Below are 14302 nucleotides of genomic sequence, written 5' to 3'. Positions count from 1 at the left end.
CCCGTCCACATGGGACGGGAGCAGGCTTCGGTGATCAGTTCGAAATGAGCCGGCGTGTCGGCTTCGCCGTGCTACCTGCGCTCACAAAGCGCGTTCTTGACCAGGTCGAAAGACGGGTCCTCGAGCGGCGTCGGCGGAGTGGACGACTCCTCCGGGATCACCGAGTCGGTGTTCATCGAGACGATGACACCGCGCTTGCCGTCGGGCGTGATCCCGTTGCGGGTCTGGAAGCCCTGGATGTCGCCCGCGTGTGACCAGTACCCGCCGCAAGCGGTGGGAATCCAGGCGATGCCCAGTCCATAGCGCGCATCCGGCCACACCGACTGCAGGCTCGGCGCCGGCACCGTCTTCTGCATCTCGGCCAGTTCCGCGGGAGCGAGGAGTTCGCCCGAGATCAGGGCTTGGAGGAAGACCAGCGCGTCGTTGGTGGTGCTGACCAGTTCGCCTGCCGCTTCGGCGTAGGACGGGTTCAGTTCCGTGACGTCGACGGGCTTTCCGAAGCGCAGCGGGTCCGCTGTGACGTCCTCCGGGAAGCGCTCGTACGCGGTCGCGTGGGGATGCGGCAGCACAGTCGAGTGTCCGGGGGTCGACGTGTTCCGCAGGCCCAGGCGCTTGATGATCCGCTCGTCGACGGCGGTGCGCCAGTCCTGGCCGGTCACCTCGCCGATGATCATTCCGGCCAGCACGTAGTTGGTGTTGGAGTAGCTCCAGCCGGCACCGGGCGCGAAGGTGGGTGTCTGACGCATCGCGAGGGCGACGAGGTCTGCCGGGGAGTGCTTGTCGAACCGGTGTTGGAGGAAGTCGCTCTCGGTGAACACCGGCACACTGGCGATGTACTCGGGAATGCCGCTGGTGTGCTGGAGCAGCTGACGAACGGTGATCTTGCTGCCGTCGTTCCCGTTACCGGTCACGACTCCGGGCAACCACTTCTCGACGGTGTCGTCGAGCGCCAGGCGGTGTTCGCCGACGAGCTGGAGCAGCGTGGTCGCCACAAAGGTCTTGCTGAAGCTCGCGATGCGGAAGTGGGCGTCCCACGGGACCGGTGTCTTCGCGTCGGTGTCGCCTTCTCCGCTGCGGACCTTCACGGCACCATTGGGCGTGCGCAACTCGGTGAGAACGCCGGGGGTGCCTTTCGACACCAACGCGTCGGCCGCTTTCTGCAAAGAGACCCGGGTCGCGTCTTTCCCGTCGTGCTCGGCGCCGGCCGGCGAACATCCGGCCACGAACGAGATTGCGACCAGCACCACCAGTGCGCTCGTTTTCGTCCTCATGGCCATCACCGTAAGAAGGCATCGGCGCGATGTCGTCATCCTTGTTGGTCGTCTGCCCTACCCTTCTGGTGGTAGGGCGGATCTCTTCTGTTTCTGAGCAAGAATCCCCTGGTAGGGTCCCGCCGGTGCGCAAGCTTCCCCGACCGGCGTGGGCGGACGTTCTTCTCGCCCTGGTGGCCACGGTCCTCACGCTGGCCAATCAAGTGGGATACTTCGGCGCCGAACTCACGTTCGTGGATTTGTCGCTCGCCGCGCTCACGGTGGCGCCGGTGGCGGTTCGTCATGTCGTGCCGGTGACATCGTTGTGCGTAATTCTCGGTTCCACGGTCGCCTACGCATTTCTCGGTTATGGCGCCGTGGGCAACAGAGGGCTCGGCGTGCTCATCGGCGTGTTCACAGTCGCCAACGTGCGCAGCTCACGGATCGCCGCGATCATGGCAGCGGCGTCCGCGTTCTGCCTGCTGGCGCCCGAGTACGTCGGTGAGGCGACACTGAAATGGCCGGAGGCCGTGCAGACCGTCCTGATCCTGTTCATCGCCTGGATGCTCGGCGAGAGCTCCAAGAAATGGGCCAAGCGCGCTGAGGAAGCAGCCGAGCGAGCAGGCCGCGCGGCCGCCGACGAACGAGTGCGGATCGCACGGGAGTTGCACGACATCGTCGCGCACCACATGTCCGTGATCTCTCTGCAGGCCGGGGTGGCCGAATACACCATCACGTCCGATCCCGCTACCGCGCGTACCGCGATCTCAACTGTCTCCGAGTCCTGCCGACAAGGCCTCACCGAGATGCGCAGGCTGCTCGACGTGCTGCGGGTGGAGAACGAGAACGAGTTCCCGGACGTACAACTCGCGAGCCCAGGCCTCGACGATCTCCCAGGTTTGGTGGACCGCACGCGCGACGCCGGCCTCACCGTCGGACTCGTGGTGAGGGGAACACCGCGCGCCTTGCCTCCTGGGCAGGACCTCTGCGCCTATCGCGTCGCGCAGGAGTCCCTGACCAACGTCCTCAAGCACGCGGGTCCCGCAGCCGTGGAGGTAGTGCTCGACTACCGCGCACACGAACTGGTGTTGACCATCACCGATGACGGCGCGCCAAGACCTTCCAGCGCCAAGGCGAAATCGCATGGCATCCAAGGGATGCGTGAGCGCGCCGAACTCTACGGTGGCATCCTGGACGCCCGACACCACTCTCCCCGAGGGTTCCAGGTCGTGTTGCGCCTGCCGATTCCGGACGAGGCTTGATTTCCGAACTCAGACCGAATCCACGTGCTGGAGAGATGTGATGGCAATCCGCGTTCTGGTGGTCGACGACCAGTACCTCGTTCGCCACGCTCTCATGGCGTTGCTCAACGCCGCACCCGGCATCGAACCCGTCGGCGAGGCACCAGACGGTGAACGAGCCGTGGCGTTGGTCGCCGAGCTGGGACCCGACGTCGTTCTCATGGACATCAAGATGCCGGTCATGGACGGGCTCAGCGCCACCCGGCGCATCCTCGCGATGCGTCCGGAAACCCAGGTTGTCGTGTTGACGACCTTCGACATCCCCGAGTACGTCTACACGGCGCTGACCGATGGAGCCGCCGGGTTCATCATGAAGGACACACCTCCCGATCGGATCATCGCGGCGGTGCGCACGGTCGCGATAGGAGAGATGCTCATCTCGCCGGCCATCACCCTGCGGCTGATCCAGACCTACGCACAACGTCACCGTGTCGAGCTCCAGGCGAACACCCGGCTGCCCGAACTCACGCCACGGGAAACCGAGATCCTGCGACTGCTCGGAACCGGATCGACCAACGAGGAGATCGCGAACCGGCTCGCCATCAGCGAAGCAACGGTCAAGACACACGTGAAGCACACGATGCGGAAGCTGAACCTGACCACCCGTGCTCAGGCTGTCGTCGCGGCCTACGAGAGCGGACTGGTCGTTCCGGGCTCCGGGGCACACGGCGGCTGAGGTGATCGCCAGCATCCGCATCAAGTCCAGCGGGTGCTGCGTAGTCCTGTGTGGAGGATGCGTCACGACGGGTCCGAAGTGGACTTCCTGGCTGAGGTGCTCAGTGAGGACGTCGCGAACGCAAGACCGACCCTGTGCGTGCCGAGAATTACGTCCATGCAGGTCACCCCGCCGAGACGGTCCTGCGACCAGCCCGCGCCGCTGAAGTACGCGGTCAGCTTTTCATCGCTCATGCAGCCGCAGATGGTGGGTGAGGAGATCTTGTAGCCGTTAGGTGCAGCACCGGCAGCACAGCGCCGTCCGCGCGGGTCGAGGTACTTGTTCGCGTGCCACGAGCCCGCGGTGGGTCCCGTCCCCGCCTCGCCGTCACCGACCAAGCAGGCGACCAACAGGTCCGGCTTGTCCAGGGCCGCGCCGAACGCGGTGGCCAGCGCGTAGCCCAGCTCGCCGCCCTCGTGGATCACGCCGGGCACCTCGGGTGAGAGGTGGCTGGGGAAGCCGCCGGGCCAGGAGAACCGGCGCACCAGTTCGACCAGACCCGCTTCGTCCAGGCCCAACGCCGGGTCCAGTTCGGCGTGCGTGCCCTCCAGCCACAGGTTCGCGTACACGGCCGGCGCACCGTGGACGGGACCGGTGACGAGCAACGTGCGCTGCCCGGTCCTCCGCGCGTAGTCGCAGGCTCGGCGACAGCGGTGGACGGCCTTGGTCTGGCCGAACCGCCGATGGAGGTCCCGATGAACGGTCACCGGCCTGACGAGGAGGCACCCGACGCGCAACCGGTGACCGACCGCTTCGATGACGAGGTCGCGGCACTCTGCGCGCCGTTGATCGATCCCGACGACTTCGACCAGCTACTGGACCGCATCGGTGACGCTCGAGTGGTCATGAACAGCGAGGCCAGCCACGACACCTCGAGTTCTACCGGTGGCGCGCCGCCCTGACCCCGCGGTTGATCACCGAGAAGGCCTTCTCGTTCGTCGCTGTGGAGGGTGACTGGCCGGACTGCAACCGGGTCGACCGCGCAGTGCGCTGCTCCCCCGATGCGCCGAAGATCCACGTGCGGCGCTGCTCGCGTACGACCGGTGGCCGACGTGGATGTGGGCCAACGAGGAGGTCGTCGACTTCACCCGCTGGCTGCGCCGCCACAACTGCGCGGTGGACGAGCGGGGGCTTTCACGGGCTGGACGTGTATTCGCTGTGGGAGTCGCTGCGCGAGATCATGGTCCACCTCCGCGAGCACGACCCCACCGACGTCCCCGCCTACCACTGCTTCGAGCCCTACTGCGAGAGCGCCCGGAACTACGCGATGGCCACCCGTCTCGTCCCGGCCGACTGCGAGAACGAAGTGGTCGATCTGCTGGTGCGGCTGCGTGAACGAGCCGCTGCACCGGCTGCTGCACTACGGCATCGGTTCCAATGCGGTGGTGTGGGCGCACAACACCCACGTCGGGGACGCCCGCCACAACCATGGCGGTGTCCTGCAGGATCAACATCGGCCAGCTCGCCCGCGAACGCCACGGCGACGACCAGGTGGCGCTGATCGGCTTCGCCAGCCACCACGGCACTGTCGTCGCGGCAAGCTCGTGGGGCGCGCCAGTGCGCGAGATGTCCGTCCCGGAAGCACGGCCCGGTTCGCTCGAACACGCGCTGCACGCGAGTGCCCCTGAACGGGCTCTGACGGTGTTTCCCGCGGCGACCGCCCCGACCTGCTCACCACCGATCTCCCCCACCGCGCCATCGGCGTCGTGTACGACCCCGAGCACGATCACGTGCGCAACTACGTGCCCACCAGGCTCGGCGGACGCTACGACGCCTTCCTGTGGCTGGACGAGACCCGCGCCCTGCATCCGCTGCACACCCAGCAGACCGACACGTTGGAACCAGAGACTTTCCCCACCGGTAGCCGAGCACGGACTCGGCTGTGTCAGCGCCACCACGGTTGCCGCACACCGAGCAACCGGTTGTAGAACCACGCCAGGCACAGCGCATAGGGGGCACCCATGCTGTCGGCACACCGCATGGTTTGCCCCGGCGTCACCGAGTCGGGACGCGAAGCCAGCGCTCAAGCGGATTGACCACAACCCGTCCCGCACCTCCGCCATCACACCTGCCTCGTCATCCGAGTAGTTCTACCGACGTCGCTCCGAGCTACCGCATATAACGTGCACACAGGAGGTGCGGGAGTGAGTACACGGTTGGCCGGTGTGGCCGTGCATCTGCCCGAGACGCGGCTGAGCACAGACGAGGTGGAGCGGCGTTTGGGACCGTTCACCCCGCCGCCTGGGCTCATAGGCCGGTTGACCGGTATTCGGTCACGGCACGTGATGCGCGATGACGAGCAGGCATCTGACCTGGCGGTGGCGGCAGCACGCAAGCTGTTGGCGGACACCGGATCCGAGCCGGCGGACATCGACCTGCTGCTGTTCGCTTCCGCCAGTCAGGACATGGTGGAGCCGGCGACCGCCCACATCGTCGCGGCGAAGCTCGAGCTGCGCTGCCCCGTGATGGACGTCAAGAACGCGTGCAACAGCGTGCTCAACGCGATCGAGGTCGCCGACGCCTTGATCGCGTCGGGTCGTTACCGCACCGTTCTGGTCGCAAGCGGTGAGTCACCGTCGCGGGCTGTGCGCTGGGACGTGGCGAACGCAGCGCAGTTCCGACGTGCCTTCCCCGGGTACACGCTGTCCGACGCGGGCGCGGCCGTGCTGCTCACCGCCGGTGATGCCGGCGTGCTGGGCAGTGCGTTCACCGCGGATTCGACGTGGTGGGACGTCGGCACACTTCCCGGCGGCGGATCTCGGCATCCGCGCGATCCGGAGTTCACCTACTTCGACATGGACGGTCCGCGGCTCAAGGACGCGTTCCTGCACCTGGGCCGCGACGTCCTCGACGACGCCCTCCGCGGGCTCGATCTGACGTGGGACGACTTCGCGGTGGCATGCGTGCACCAGGTGTCGTTGCCCTACCTGGAGATCTTCGCCGAGCGCGCGGGCGTGCCGCGCGACAAGCTGGTGGTGACGCTGCCCGAGCACGGCAACGTGGCATCCGCGAGCCTGCCCCTGCAACTCGTCACCGCGCAGCGCATGGGCCGTTGCGGTCCCGGCGATCTCGTCGCGCTGGTGGGCCTGGCCGGTGGAGTGAGCCTCGGTCTCGTGGTGGTGCGGCTGTGAGCCTGTGGGTGGTCGTGCCGGCTTACAACGAGGAACGCTCCATCGTCGCGACGCTGAGATCTCTTGCGGCGCAGGAAGACCAGGACTTCACGCTGGTCGTGGTGGACAACGGCTCGACCGATTCCACGGTGGACCTGGTGCAGCGGTTCCACAGGGAGAATCCGTTGCTGCGGCTGGAAGTCGTGCACGAGCCGCAGAAGGGCACCGGCGCGGCGGCGGACACCGGGATGCGCCACGCCGTTGCCCAAGGGGCGCGATGGCTGGCACGCACGGATGCCGACTGCCTGCCGGCACCGGACTGGACGGTTCGGATCAAGGCCGCGCTGGGCAGCGGACTTCGACTGGTGTCAGGACAGCTCCTGCCGCGCGAGGACGAAGGGGTTCGGGCTGTCACGCGGTGGGTGCTCATCGTCGCCGTCGAGGTCGCTTCGGCGTTCGGCAAGGTGAGGTCAGGCAACCGGGATCCCCGCTACCTGGGGCCGTACGTGATGACGCCCGGCTGCAACATGGCGATCACGGCCGAGTTGTACGTGCTCGCCGGTGGATTCCCGCGGTCGAAGATCGAAGACCTGCACGAGGACCGCGCCCTCGTCAACGCGGTTCGCCTGCACACCAAGGCGTACGGGCGGCGGCGGGACGTCGTCGTCCACGGCTCGTCGCGGCGGGCGCGGGCGTGGGGGTTGCGCAGAACGCTCGCCTGGTACGCCGACCACCGCTATCGACCAGACGTCGTGGACATCCGATGAACTGGGAGTCGAGGCTCCACCTGGCCGCGCACCCGGTCGCCTACCCCTTGGTCCGCGCGGTCGGCCGCATCGGACCGGTGGTCCGCGTACCGCGGGTGGGGGTCGTGGTCAGCGACGCTGCTCTCGCGAAGGAAGTGCTCAACGACCCGGCGCATTTCACCAAGACCGGCCCTGGGTCACCTGCGGACCTGTGGACGCCTGTGGTGGGCCCGACCGTGTTGCTGAACATGGAAGGCGCGGCGCACGGCGACCTTCGGCGCAAGCTGTCCGGGTTGTTCACCCCGCGCAGCGTGTCCGATCTGTGCGGGGCGGTCCTCGACGCACCGGTGGAAGAGTTGCGGAATGCTCTGAGAGCCGGCCGTCCGGTCGACCTGGTGGCCGTCGTGCGGCGGCTGGTGGGCGCGGTGATCTGCGAACTGGTCGGACTGGAAGTCTCCGAGGCGGTGGCGGCACACGTGGCAGGAACCGCGATCACGTCGACGATCCGGCTGGGCCGCCGGTCGCTGACGCCGGCGCAGGTGCTGCGGTGCCGGCAGTCGCTGGGTGTGCTCACCCGGCCGGCAGCGCGGGCGTGGGCCGACGGCGACCCGGCGACCGTGCCAGGCCGGATGCGGCAGCTCGGACTGACCGAGGAGGAGGCACTCGGCGCGGTAGCGGCGTTCGTGCTCACGGGGACCGAGACATTGGTGTCGTACGTCCCGCGGCTGGTGGCGTTGCTGCACGACTTCGGCTGGCTGGACCGGCTGGCCGCTGACAGGAACCGGGTCGACGACGCGATCGCCGAGGCGCTGCGGGTGACCGTGCCTTCGCCGGTGATGCTGCGCAGCGTGGCCGCGGACTCCCGGATCGGCCGGGTGCGGGTGCGGTCCGGCGACCGAGTGGTGATCGCGACGATCTCGGCGGCCAACGCGTTGGGCCCCTTCGATCCAGAGCGCCGGCACCCGCCGCAGATCAGGCAGCTGTGGTTCGGCGCGGGACCGCACTTCTGCCTGGGCATGCCACTGGCTCAAGCCGAGATCCGTGCTGTGCTCGGCGCCGTGCTCGACGCGGCCCCTTTGTCCGTTGTGGACCGAAGCGCCGCCCGGCGGGTGCTGATCCCCTGTTACTCGAGACTGGTGGTGCGCCGTGGCTGACGACCTTGTGATCGGTGTGTTGCAGGCGGCCAGGCGCCACAGCCGGAGCCCCGCGCTGACCGACGGACGTGGGAGGACGACGACCTACGCCGAGCTGGCCGGCCGAGTACTCGGCACAGCGCACCGGTTGCGCTCGAGGGGCTTCTCGCCTGGAAGCCGGATGCTGTTCTCGGTGCGACCAGGGCCCGACGCGATCGTCCTGGCTCTCGGAACGGTCGCGGCCGGCGGCACGGTGGTGTTCGTCGACCCCGGCGGCGGGCAGGAGCTCTTCACGAGGCGCACTGAACTGGCAGGACCGGGGTGGGTGGCGGCCGAGTCCCTGCTGTACGCGGCGAGCGCACCCGGCCCGGTGCGCGCCTTGGCTCGTCGCAGGGGCGTGCTCCTACCGGACTACACCTCCTTACCGGTGCGGTACATCAGGTCCGGGCCATGGCTGCCCGGTGTGCCACTGCGCGCGGTGTCCACCCGGACGCTCGCGAAACCAGTTGCCGACGCTCCACTGCCCGACCCCCGACCAGACCAGGACGCCGTGGTCGTGTTCACCTCGGGCACCACGGCAGAGCCGAAAGCCGTTGTGCACACCAGGGGTTCACTCGCGGCCGCGCTGAACGTGCTGGCGACGCGATGCGAACTGGGTCCGGACGCCCGAGTGCACACCGACCAGATGATGCTGGGACTACCCGCGCTCATCGCGGGTGGACACTGGTCCATGCCGCCTTACGGGTTCGCGCCTGCCGCCGAGCCCGCCGCGCTCGCGGCCGGCCTGGAGGGCGCCACCCACACCTTCCTGGTGCCTTCCGACCTGGCCGCGATCCTCGACAGCGGAGTTGCGTTGCCACGGTCGCTGCGCCAGGTGTTGCTGGGTTCCGCACCGGTCCTGCCACCTCTGCTGCGACGTGCCCGAGCCGCGCTGCCAGGGGTCGAACTGCTCGCCGTGTACGGCATGACCGAGATCCTGCCAGTGGCGATCGCGACCGCCGAGGAGAAGCTCGCGCACGACGGCGACCTCCTCGGCCGGCCGCTTCCGGGCGTGCGAGCGCGCGTCGCCGAGGACGGGGAGCTCATGGTGTCCGGACCCAACCTGTGCCGCGGTTATCTGGGATCGCCACCGATGGCAGAGCACGCCACCGGTGACCTGGCTCGTCTGGAGGGCGACTTGATCGTGCTCACCGGCCGGAAGAAGGACATGATCCTCCGCAAGGGGACCAACGTGTACCCCGGCTTGTACGAACCGGCCATCACCCGCCTGCCGGGAGTCGCGGCCGCCGTCATGATCGGCGTGCCGGACGAGATCGGCGACGAGCGGATCGTGCTGGCACTCGTGCCCGCCCCTGACGCCGGCCCCGGACTGGCCGCGCGGGTCCAGGCCTCGCTGCCAGACCTGATCGACGTCTACGCGCTGCCCGACGAGGTCGTGGTCCTGCCGGAACTGCCGCTGTCGGGCCGCACCAGGAAGATCGACCGATCCGCCCTCCGCGCGAGCCTGGCTCGCTGATGCGGCTCGCGGTGACGGGGGCGACCGGCTTCGTGGGTGGGGCGGTGTGCCGTGCCGCCGAAGCACGGGGTTGGCAGGTGCACGGCTACGGGTCACGTTCCTGGGACATCACGGCGGGGCCGCTGATCGATCCGCCAGTCGTCGACGCCGTGGTGCATTGCGCCGCTGCCGTGACCGACTGGGGTTCTCCCGCGGAGATCCGGCGGGTGAACGTCTCCGGTACGCGAAGCGTCCTGGAGACCTTCCCCGATGCACGGTTCGTGCACATGTCGTCGGCGAGCGTGTACGACCCGTTCAAGCCGACCATCTCGGCGATCGAGTCCACCGCCCCGGTGAGTCGCTACCTCACCGCTTATGGTGCGACGAAGGCCGAGGCGGAGGGACTGGTGCTGGCACGCCCGAACAGCGTCGTCCTCCGCCCCCACGCCGTCTACGGCCCAGGCGACCCGACTCTGCTTCCACGGGTCCTGAGCGCGATCCGCGGCCGGACCTTGTTCCTCGCGGGCGACGGGCAGGCGCTGCAGTCGCTCACGTCGATCGACAACCTCGCACAAGCCAGCCTGCTGGCCTGCACCGGCCACCCCGGCGTCTACAACGTGGCGGACTCTTCGCCGGTCGTGCTGGAAAGCGCAGTCCGGGACCTGATGCGGGAACGTGGCCTGGACGTCCGGATCCGCTACCTCCCCCTGGGACTCGCCTGGTCTCTGGCAGCGGTGGTCGAGCCTGCCTGGCGGCTGGCGGGTCGAGCCAAGCCTCCCCGCCTGACGAGGTACGCCATCAGCCACCTGGCCAGCGAGCGCACTCTTGACATCACAGCCGCCCGAACGCGCCTCGGTTACAAGCCCGCACCGACGTCTTTCGCCGGCGCGGCAGCGTGGTGAGCAGAAGACGTCCGGCAACGCTCCCACGCAACGCCGGCAACTCGATGTCCTTGGCCGCAGAGGACCGGCCGAGCAGAACCAGCGCATGTGCGGAGTTCTGGCACGCCGCCGCGTTTGAACCGACCGCTCCCGTGGTACCGACCAGAATCATTTCCATCCCGTTCCGGAGGGTGCTCATGCAGGTCCAGGTCAACACCGACCACAACATCCACGGTGGCGAACGACTCGCCACCTTTGTGACCACCGACCTGGAGACCAGCCTGTCCCGGTTCAGCGGATGGTTGACCCGCGTGGAAGTGCACCTCAGTGAGGACGGGGGCAGCAAGCCTGAAGACAAGAAGTGCGTCATCGAAGCGCGGCCGGGAGGCAAACAGCCGGTCGCTGTGACCCACCACGCGACCACCGTGGACGACGCGTACGCCGGGGCGGCGCACAAGTTGGGAAGGGTGCTGGATTCCCGGTACTCCCGCGCTCACGACCACAAGGGCAGTGACAGCATCCGTCACATGCCCCCTCCGGAAGACCCGGAGCTGGTCGGCGTGATCGAGGACGAGCCTCGGGGCTGATCAAAGCGACATGGCGCTGTAGGCCTCCTCGCCAAATCCTGGTTGGGTTCGCCCGGCCGAAGCCGCTCGTGCGGAACCGATGTCCGCGCGAGTGGCTCGCCTTCGAATGCGAACAGCTGGGCCGGTGATGAGCCGGATCTGCCCCCACAACGTGTCCGGCTCCCATCTCAGCCCACCAAGGTGTCCTTTGTCCCCGCGCTCAGGAGCGGTCGGCGGGGGTGAAGGCGGGGTAGTCCGTGTAGCCCTCGGCGTGACCGCCGTAGTGGGTGGCGCGGTCGCTCTCGGCCAGCGGGTGGCCATGGGCGAACCGTTCGACCAGGTCGGGGTTGGCGATGAACGGGGCACCGAAGGAGACGGCGTCGGCGATCTCGTGGTCCAGGACCTCGTTGGCCAGGGTCTGGGTGAAGCCGAGGTTGGCGATGATGTCGCCCCGGTAGTGGGAGCGGAAGCGGGCGAACTGGCGGATGCGTTCCTCTGTCGTGCCGGGTGAGCCCACGAGGTGGAGGTAGGCGAGGTCGTTGTCGTTGAGCCTGGTGAGCAGCCGGTCGTAGTCGGCGAGTGTGTCCTCGTCCCCGGTGAACGCGGTTCCGCTGGTCCAGTGTGGAGAGAGCTTCACGCCGATGCGGTCGCTGCCCCACACGTCGCTCACGGCGTCCAGGACGTCCAGCAGGAACCGTGCTCGCTTCTCGCTGCTGCCGCCGTAGGCGTCGGTGCGCTGGTTGAGGCGGGGGTTGAGGAACTGGGGAATCAGGTGCTGGCCCTGGGCGTGGATCTCCAGGCCGTCGAACCCGGCGCGGCGGGCGTTCTCGGCGGCCTGGCGGTAGTCGCTGACGGTGGCGGCGATCTCGGCGGCGGTGAACGCTCGCGGGGTGACGGTGTCCTTCGGTCCGGCCGGGGTGAAGGACTGCTCTCCGGGGTTGATCGCGGACGGGCCCGCGGGCAGGCGGCCGCCGAGGTGGTCGGGGTGGGACATCGCGCCGAGGTGACCGAGCTGGGAGATGATCCGCCCGCCCGCTCGGTGAACGGCGTCGGTCACCTTCTTCCAGCCCGTGGTCTGTTCCTCGGTGTAGATGCCGGGGACGTCGATGAAGCCGATCGCGTCGGTGTTGACCCAGGTGCCCTCGGTGATGATCACGCCGGCACCCGCGCGCTGCGCGTAGTAGGTGGCGTGCAGGTCGGTGGGGGCCAGGCCGGCGTTGCGGGCTCGGGCTCTGGTCATCGGGGCCATGATCACGCGGTTGGGCAGGTCGAGCGCGCCGAGGCGGACCGGCCTCAGCAGGGGCTGGGCGGTGGAGGTGCGCAGCTGGCTGGTCATCAGGATCTTCCTTGTCGGGAACGACGGTGGGCGTGGGCCCTGTTCAGTCCTGCTTGAGGACGTGGAGGCCCGAGAGCGGGCCGCCGAGCTGCATGAGGCGTCCGCCCTCGCGCAGCGGGCCGAGGTCGACGGGAGCGAACCCGAAACTCGTGGTCAGCTCGATGACGGTGGTCTTGGCATCGGCGTCGTCACCGGCCAGGAACAGCACCTGGCGTCCGGCGTCATGACGCGGATCGGCGGCGATGTACTGGCCGTGGAGGCTGTTGAACGCCTTCACCACGCGGGCACCCGGCAGCAGTGAGGCGACGTGCTCGCTGCCGGTCAGCGGGCCGAGGTCGGCTATCTCGGCCCGCGGGGGCGGGGAGAGGAACTGGTTGGTGGTGTCGATGACGATGCGGCCGCCGAACGGCGGCAGGCCGGCCACCGCGTCCGGCACCCGGGGCCAGCCCACCGCGAGCACGACGAGCTCCGCCGAGGCCGCTTCCTCGCGCGTACCGGCGGTGACGTGTGGCCCTAGTCGTTCCGCGACGGCGGTCAGCGAGGCGGGGCCGCGGCTGTTGCTCAGCACGACCTGGTGGCCCTGGCCCGCCGCGTGCCGGGCGATGGCCTGGGCGACGTTCCCGGCGCCGATGGATCCGATCTTCATGGTGATGTCCTTCGTCGGGTTCAGGAGGCGGGACCGGTGAGCAGGACGGTGCCGCTCTTGCCGGGGCGGCGGACGTGGTCGACGGCCTCTGCGAAGTCGGCCAGGTCGTAGCGGCCGGCGACCTCGAACAGTTCCGGGGCGGTCTCGGCCAGGTCGATGGCGAAGGCGACGTCCTCGGCACGCTCCGCGGGGGTGCGGGTCAGCAGCCATCGGCCCACCGACACGCCTCGCACCGTCAGTTCTCGCGGGGCCGGCGCCAGCGACTCCAGCACGGTGCCCCCGGAACCGAGGGCGCCGTAGGAGATCAACGTGCCGCCGTCGGCCAGCAGCGCGGTCAGGTCGCCGGTGAGTGATCCACCCACCGCGTAGAGGACGACCTGCGCCCCGCTGCCGCCGACCGCGTCCCGCACCTGGGTGCGCCAGTCCGCGTCGCTGGTCGAGATCGCCGGCAGTGCTGGAAAGCGTTGCCGCAACTCCCGCGCCCCCGCGGCGCTGCGGACCAGGTTGACCAGCGGGAAGCCGTGCCGCAGCGCCGCGGCGCTGACGAGCTTGCCGATCGACGAACCGGCGGCCGTCTGGACGACCGGTCCCGGCTGTCCTTTCCCAGCGTCCTCGACCGCCCGCAGCAACGTCAGCAGCGTGATCGGGTTGACCAGCAGCACTGCCGCTGTCTCCGCACTGACCGCATGGGGCACGGGCACGACCAGTTCGGCAGGCACCGTGACGAGCTCGCTCCAGGCGCCCGGTACCGGGAAGAACGCCACGCGCTGACCGGACACCAGTCCCGGCACGCCCTCACCGAGCGCCTCGACGACTCCCGTCCCCTCCAGACCGGGTACCTGCGGCGTGGCGAACCGCTGCTGCGGCAGACCCGGAAAGCCCTCCACGCCGGCCAGGTCACCCGGGTGGACCGGCCGGGCCAGCACCCGCACCAGCACCTGCCCGGCGGTGGGTGCCGCCGGTGCCGGCCGCTCCTGCAGGCGCAGCACCTGTGCGGCGGGTCCCTGCTGTTCGTAGGTGATGGTGCGCATGGGCCCTCCCTCAGCAATGATGACGCTCATCATCGTAAGCCCCTGTTATGATGAGGTCCATCATTGAAACAGTCAAGAGCTGGGGAGCCGGC

16 protein-coding genes and 1 pseudogene are annotated in these 14302 nt (G+C 68.8%); 12 read left to right on the top strand and 5 right to left on the bottom strand.

The genetic code is table 11. From position 1 onward, the window contains the following. Positions 1-71 precede the first annotated feature (71 nt). Positions 72-1271 carry a serine hydrolase domain-containing protein gene (locus DFR72_RS10830; protein ID WP_211335381.1) on the bottom strand — a complete coding sequence of 400 codons (1200 nt, stop codon included), beginning with the start codon at positions 1269-1271 and terminating at the stop codon, positions 72-74. Positions 1272-1396: 125 nt separating this feature from the next. Between DFR72_RS10830 and DFR72_RS10825 the strand changes: the two genes are divergently transcribed. Further along, on the top strand, positions 1397-2512 hold the full coding sequence (locus DFR72_RS10825) for a sensor histidine kinase (RefSeq protein WP_170176205.1): 1116 nt from the start codon (positions 1397-1399) through the stop codon (positions 2510-2512). A 40-nt stretch (positions 2513-2552) separates the two neighbouring features. Further along, on the top strand, positions 2553-3227 hold the full coding sequence (locus tag DFR72_RS10820; protein ID WP_090062921.1) for a response regulator: 675 nt from the start codon (positions 2553-2555) through the stop codon (positions 3225-3227). Between the two features lie 62 nt (positions 3228-3289). Here the strand turns inward: DFR72_RS10820 and DFR72_RS10815 are convergent, their stop codons facing one another. After that, positions 3290-3973: a phosphoketolase family protein gene (locus tag DFR72_RS10815; protein WP_245982776.1), complete on the bottom strand. Its 684-nt coding sequence runs from the start codon at positions 3971-3973 to the stop codon at positions 3290-3292. On the opposite strand from DFR72_RS10815, the gene DFR72_RS46775 reads away from it, so the two are divergent. The 10 genes and pseudogenes from DFR72_RS46775 to DFR72_RS10780 all read left to right on the top strand — a co-directional run bounded on the left by DFR72_RS46775 (position 3962) and on the right by DFR72_RS10780 (position 11218). After that, positions 3962-4168 carry a hypothetical protein gene (locus DFR72_RS46775; protein ID WP_245982772.1) on the top strand — a complete coding sequence of 69 codons (207 nt, stop codon included), beginning with the start codon at positions 3962-3964 and terminating at the stop codon, positions 4166-4168. The genes DFR72_RS10815 and DFR72_RS46775 overlap by 12 nt on opposite strands. 278 nt (positions 4169-4446) lie before the next feature. Continuing rightward, positions 4447-4767 (top strand): hypothetical protein, encoded by a 321-nt coding sequence (locus tag DFR72_RS47845; RefSeq protein ID WP_425459884.1) that lies wholly within the window; start codon positions 4447-4449, stop codon positions 4765-4767. Further along, a pseudogene (locus DFR72_RS47840) lies at positions 4695-4853 on the top strand (erythromycin esterase family protein); the annotation flags it as partial. The gene DFR72_RS47845 and the pseudogene DFR72_RS47840, both read left to right, overlap by 73 nt. An 80-nt stretch (positions 4854-4933) precedes the next feature. Then, positions 4934-5194: an erythromycin esterase family protein gene (locus DFR72_RS47835; RefSeq protein WP_369679952.1), complete on the top strand. Its 261-nt coding sequence runs from the start codon at positions 4934-4936 to the stop codon at positions 5192-5194. Positions 5195-5410: 216 nt separating this feature from the next. Continuing rightward, positions 5411-6397: a 3-oxoacyl-ACP synthase III family protein gene (locus DFR72_RS10805; RefSeq protein ID WP_090062923.1), complete on the top strand. Its 987-nt coding sequence runs from the start codon at positions 5411-5413 to the stop codon at positions 6395-6397. Then, a complete protein-coding gene (locus DFR72_RS10800; protein WP_090062924.1) occupies positions 6394-7143 on the top strand; it encodes a glycosyltransferase family 2 protein in 750 nt (249 codons plus the stop codon). The genes DFR72_RS10805 and DFR72_RS10800 overlap by 4 nt, the downstream gene beginning before the upstream one ends. Further along, positions 7140-8276 (top strand): cytochrome P450, encoded by a 1137-nt coding sequence (locus tag DFR72_RS10795; protein ID WP_090062926.1) that lies wholly within the window; start codon positions 7140-7142, stop codon positions 8274-8276. The genes DFR72_RS10800 and DFR72_RS10795 overlap by 4 nt, the downstream gene beginning before the upstream one ends. Next, positions 8269-9771, top strand: coding sequence for a class I adenylate-forming enzyme family protein (locus tag DFR72_RS10790; RefSeq protein WP_090062927.1), 1503 nt, complete (start codon positions 8269-8271; stop codon positions 9769-9771). The genes DFR72_RS10795 and DFR72_RS10790 overlap by 8 nt, the downstream gene beginning before the upstream one ends. Further along, on the top strand, positions 9771-10652 hold the full coding sequence (locus tag DFR72_RS10785; RefSeq protein WP_090062929.1) for an NAD-dependent epimerase/dehydratase family protein: 882 nt from the start codon (positions 9771-9773) through the stop codon (positions 10650-10652). Before DFR72_RS10790 ends, DFR72_RS10785 begins: the two co-directional genes overlap by 1 nt. A gap of 176 nt (positions 10653-10828) precedes the next feature. Next, a complete protein-coding gene (locus tag DFR72_RS10780; protein WP_090063587.1) occupies positions 10829-11218 on the top strand; it encodes an HPF/RaiA family ribosome-associated protein in 390 nt (129 codons plus the stop codon). Positions 11219-11417: 199 nt separating this feature from the next. On the opposite strand, the gene DFR72_RS10775 is transcribed toward DFR72_RS10780, so the two are convergent. From DFR72_RS10775 to DFR72_RS10765, 3 genes are read right to left on the bottom strand one after another with little or no spacing between them, the layout of a single operon-like run. Further along, the gene (locus DFR72_RS10775) at positions 11418-12533 is read right to left on the bottom strand and encodes an alkene reductase (RefSeq protein WP_090062931.1); all 1116 of its coding nucleotides are present in this window, start codon (positions 12531-12533) and stop codon (positions 11418-11420) included. 43 nt (positions 12534-12576) lie between these two features. Next, positions 12577-13179, bottom strand: coding sequence for an NADPH-dependent F420 reductase (locus DFR72_RS10770; protein WP_090062933.1), 603 nt, complete (start codon positions 13177-13179; stop codon positions 12577-12579). Between the two features lie 20 nt (positions 13180-13199). Beyond that, entirely contained in the window at positions 13200-14210 is a 1011-nt protein-coding gene (locus tag DFR72_RS10765; RefSeq protein ID WP_090062934.1) for an alcohol dehydrogenase catalytic domain-containing protein, read from the bottom strand. Between the last annotated feature and the right edge of the window lie 92 nt (positions 14211-14302).

Origin of the sequence: Lentzea flaviverrucosa, from assembly GCF_003350445.1 — a bacterium.
GTDB lineage: Bacteria > Actinomycetota > Actinomycetes > Mycobacteriales > Pseudonocardiaceae > Lentzea > Lentzea californiensis.
Note: the sequence above shows the minus strand (reverse complement) of the source record. Positions and strands in the feature narration are given on the sequence as shown.

What these genes read in the sequence shown, in the direction of transcription:
- DFR72_RS10830 (WP_211335381.1), bottom strand. Translation starts at nt 1,271, where the DNA reads ATGAGGACGAAAACGAGCGCACTGGTGGTGCTGGTCGCAATCTCGTTC.
- DFR72_RS10820 (WP_090062921.1), top strand. Translation starts at nt 2,553, where the DNA reads ATGGCAATCCGCGTTCTGGTGGTCGACGACCAGTACCTCGTTCGCCAC.
- DFR72_RS46775 (WP_245982772.1), top strand. Translation starts at nt 3,962, where the DNA reads ATGAACGGTCACCGGCCTGACGAGGAGGCACCCGACGCGCAACCGGTG.
- DFR72_RS47845 (WP_425459884.1), top strand. Translation starts at nt 4,447, where the DNA reads ATGGTCCACCTCCGCGAGCACGACCCCACCGACGTCCCCGCCTACCAC.
- DFR72_RS10795 (WP_090062926.1), top strand. Translation starts at nt 7,140, where the DNA reads ATGAACTGGGAGTCGAGGCTCCACCTGGCCGCGCACCCGGTCGCCTAC.
- DFR72_RS10785 (WP_090062929.1), top strand. Translation starts at nt 9,771, where the DNA reads ATGCGGCTCGCGGTGACGGGGGCGACCGGCTTCGTGGGTGGGGCGGTG.
- DFR72_RS10780 (WP_090063587.1), top strand. Translation starts at nt 10,829, where the DNA reads ATGCAGGTCCAGGTCAACACCGACCACAACATCCACGGTGGCGAACGA.
- DFR72_RS10775 (WP_090062931.1), bottom strand. Translation starts at nt 12,533, where the DNA reads ATGACCAGCCAGCTGCGCACCTCCACCGCCCAGCCCCTGCTGAGGCCG.
- DFR72_RS10770 (WP_090062933.1), bottom strand. Translation starts at nt 13,179, where the DNA reads ATGAAGATCGGATCCATCGGCGCCGGGAACGTCGCCCAGGCCATCGCC.
- DFR72_RS10765 (WP_090062934.1), bottom strand. Translation starts at nt 14,210, where the DNA reads ATGCGCACCATCACCTACGAACAGCAGGGACCCGCCGCACAGGTGCTG.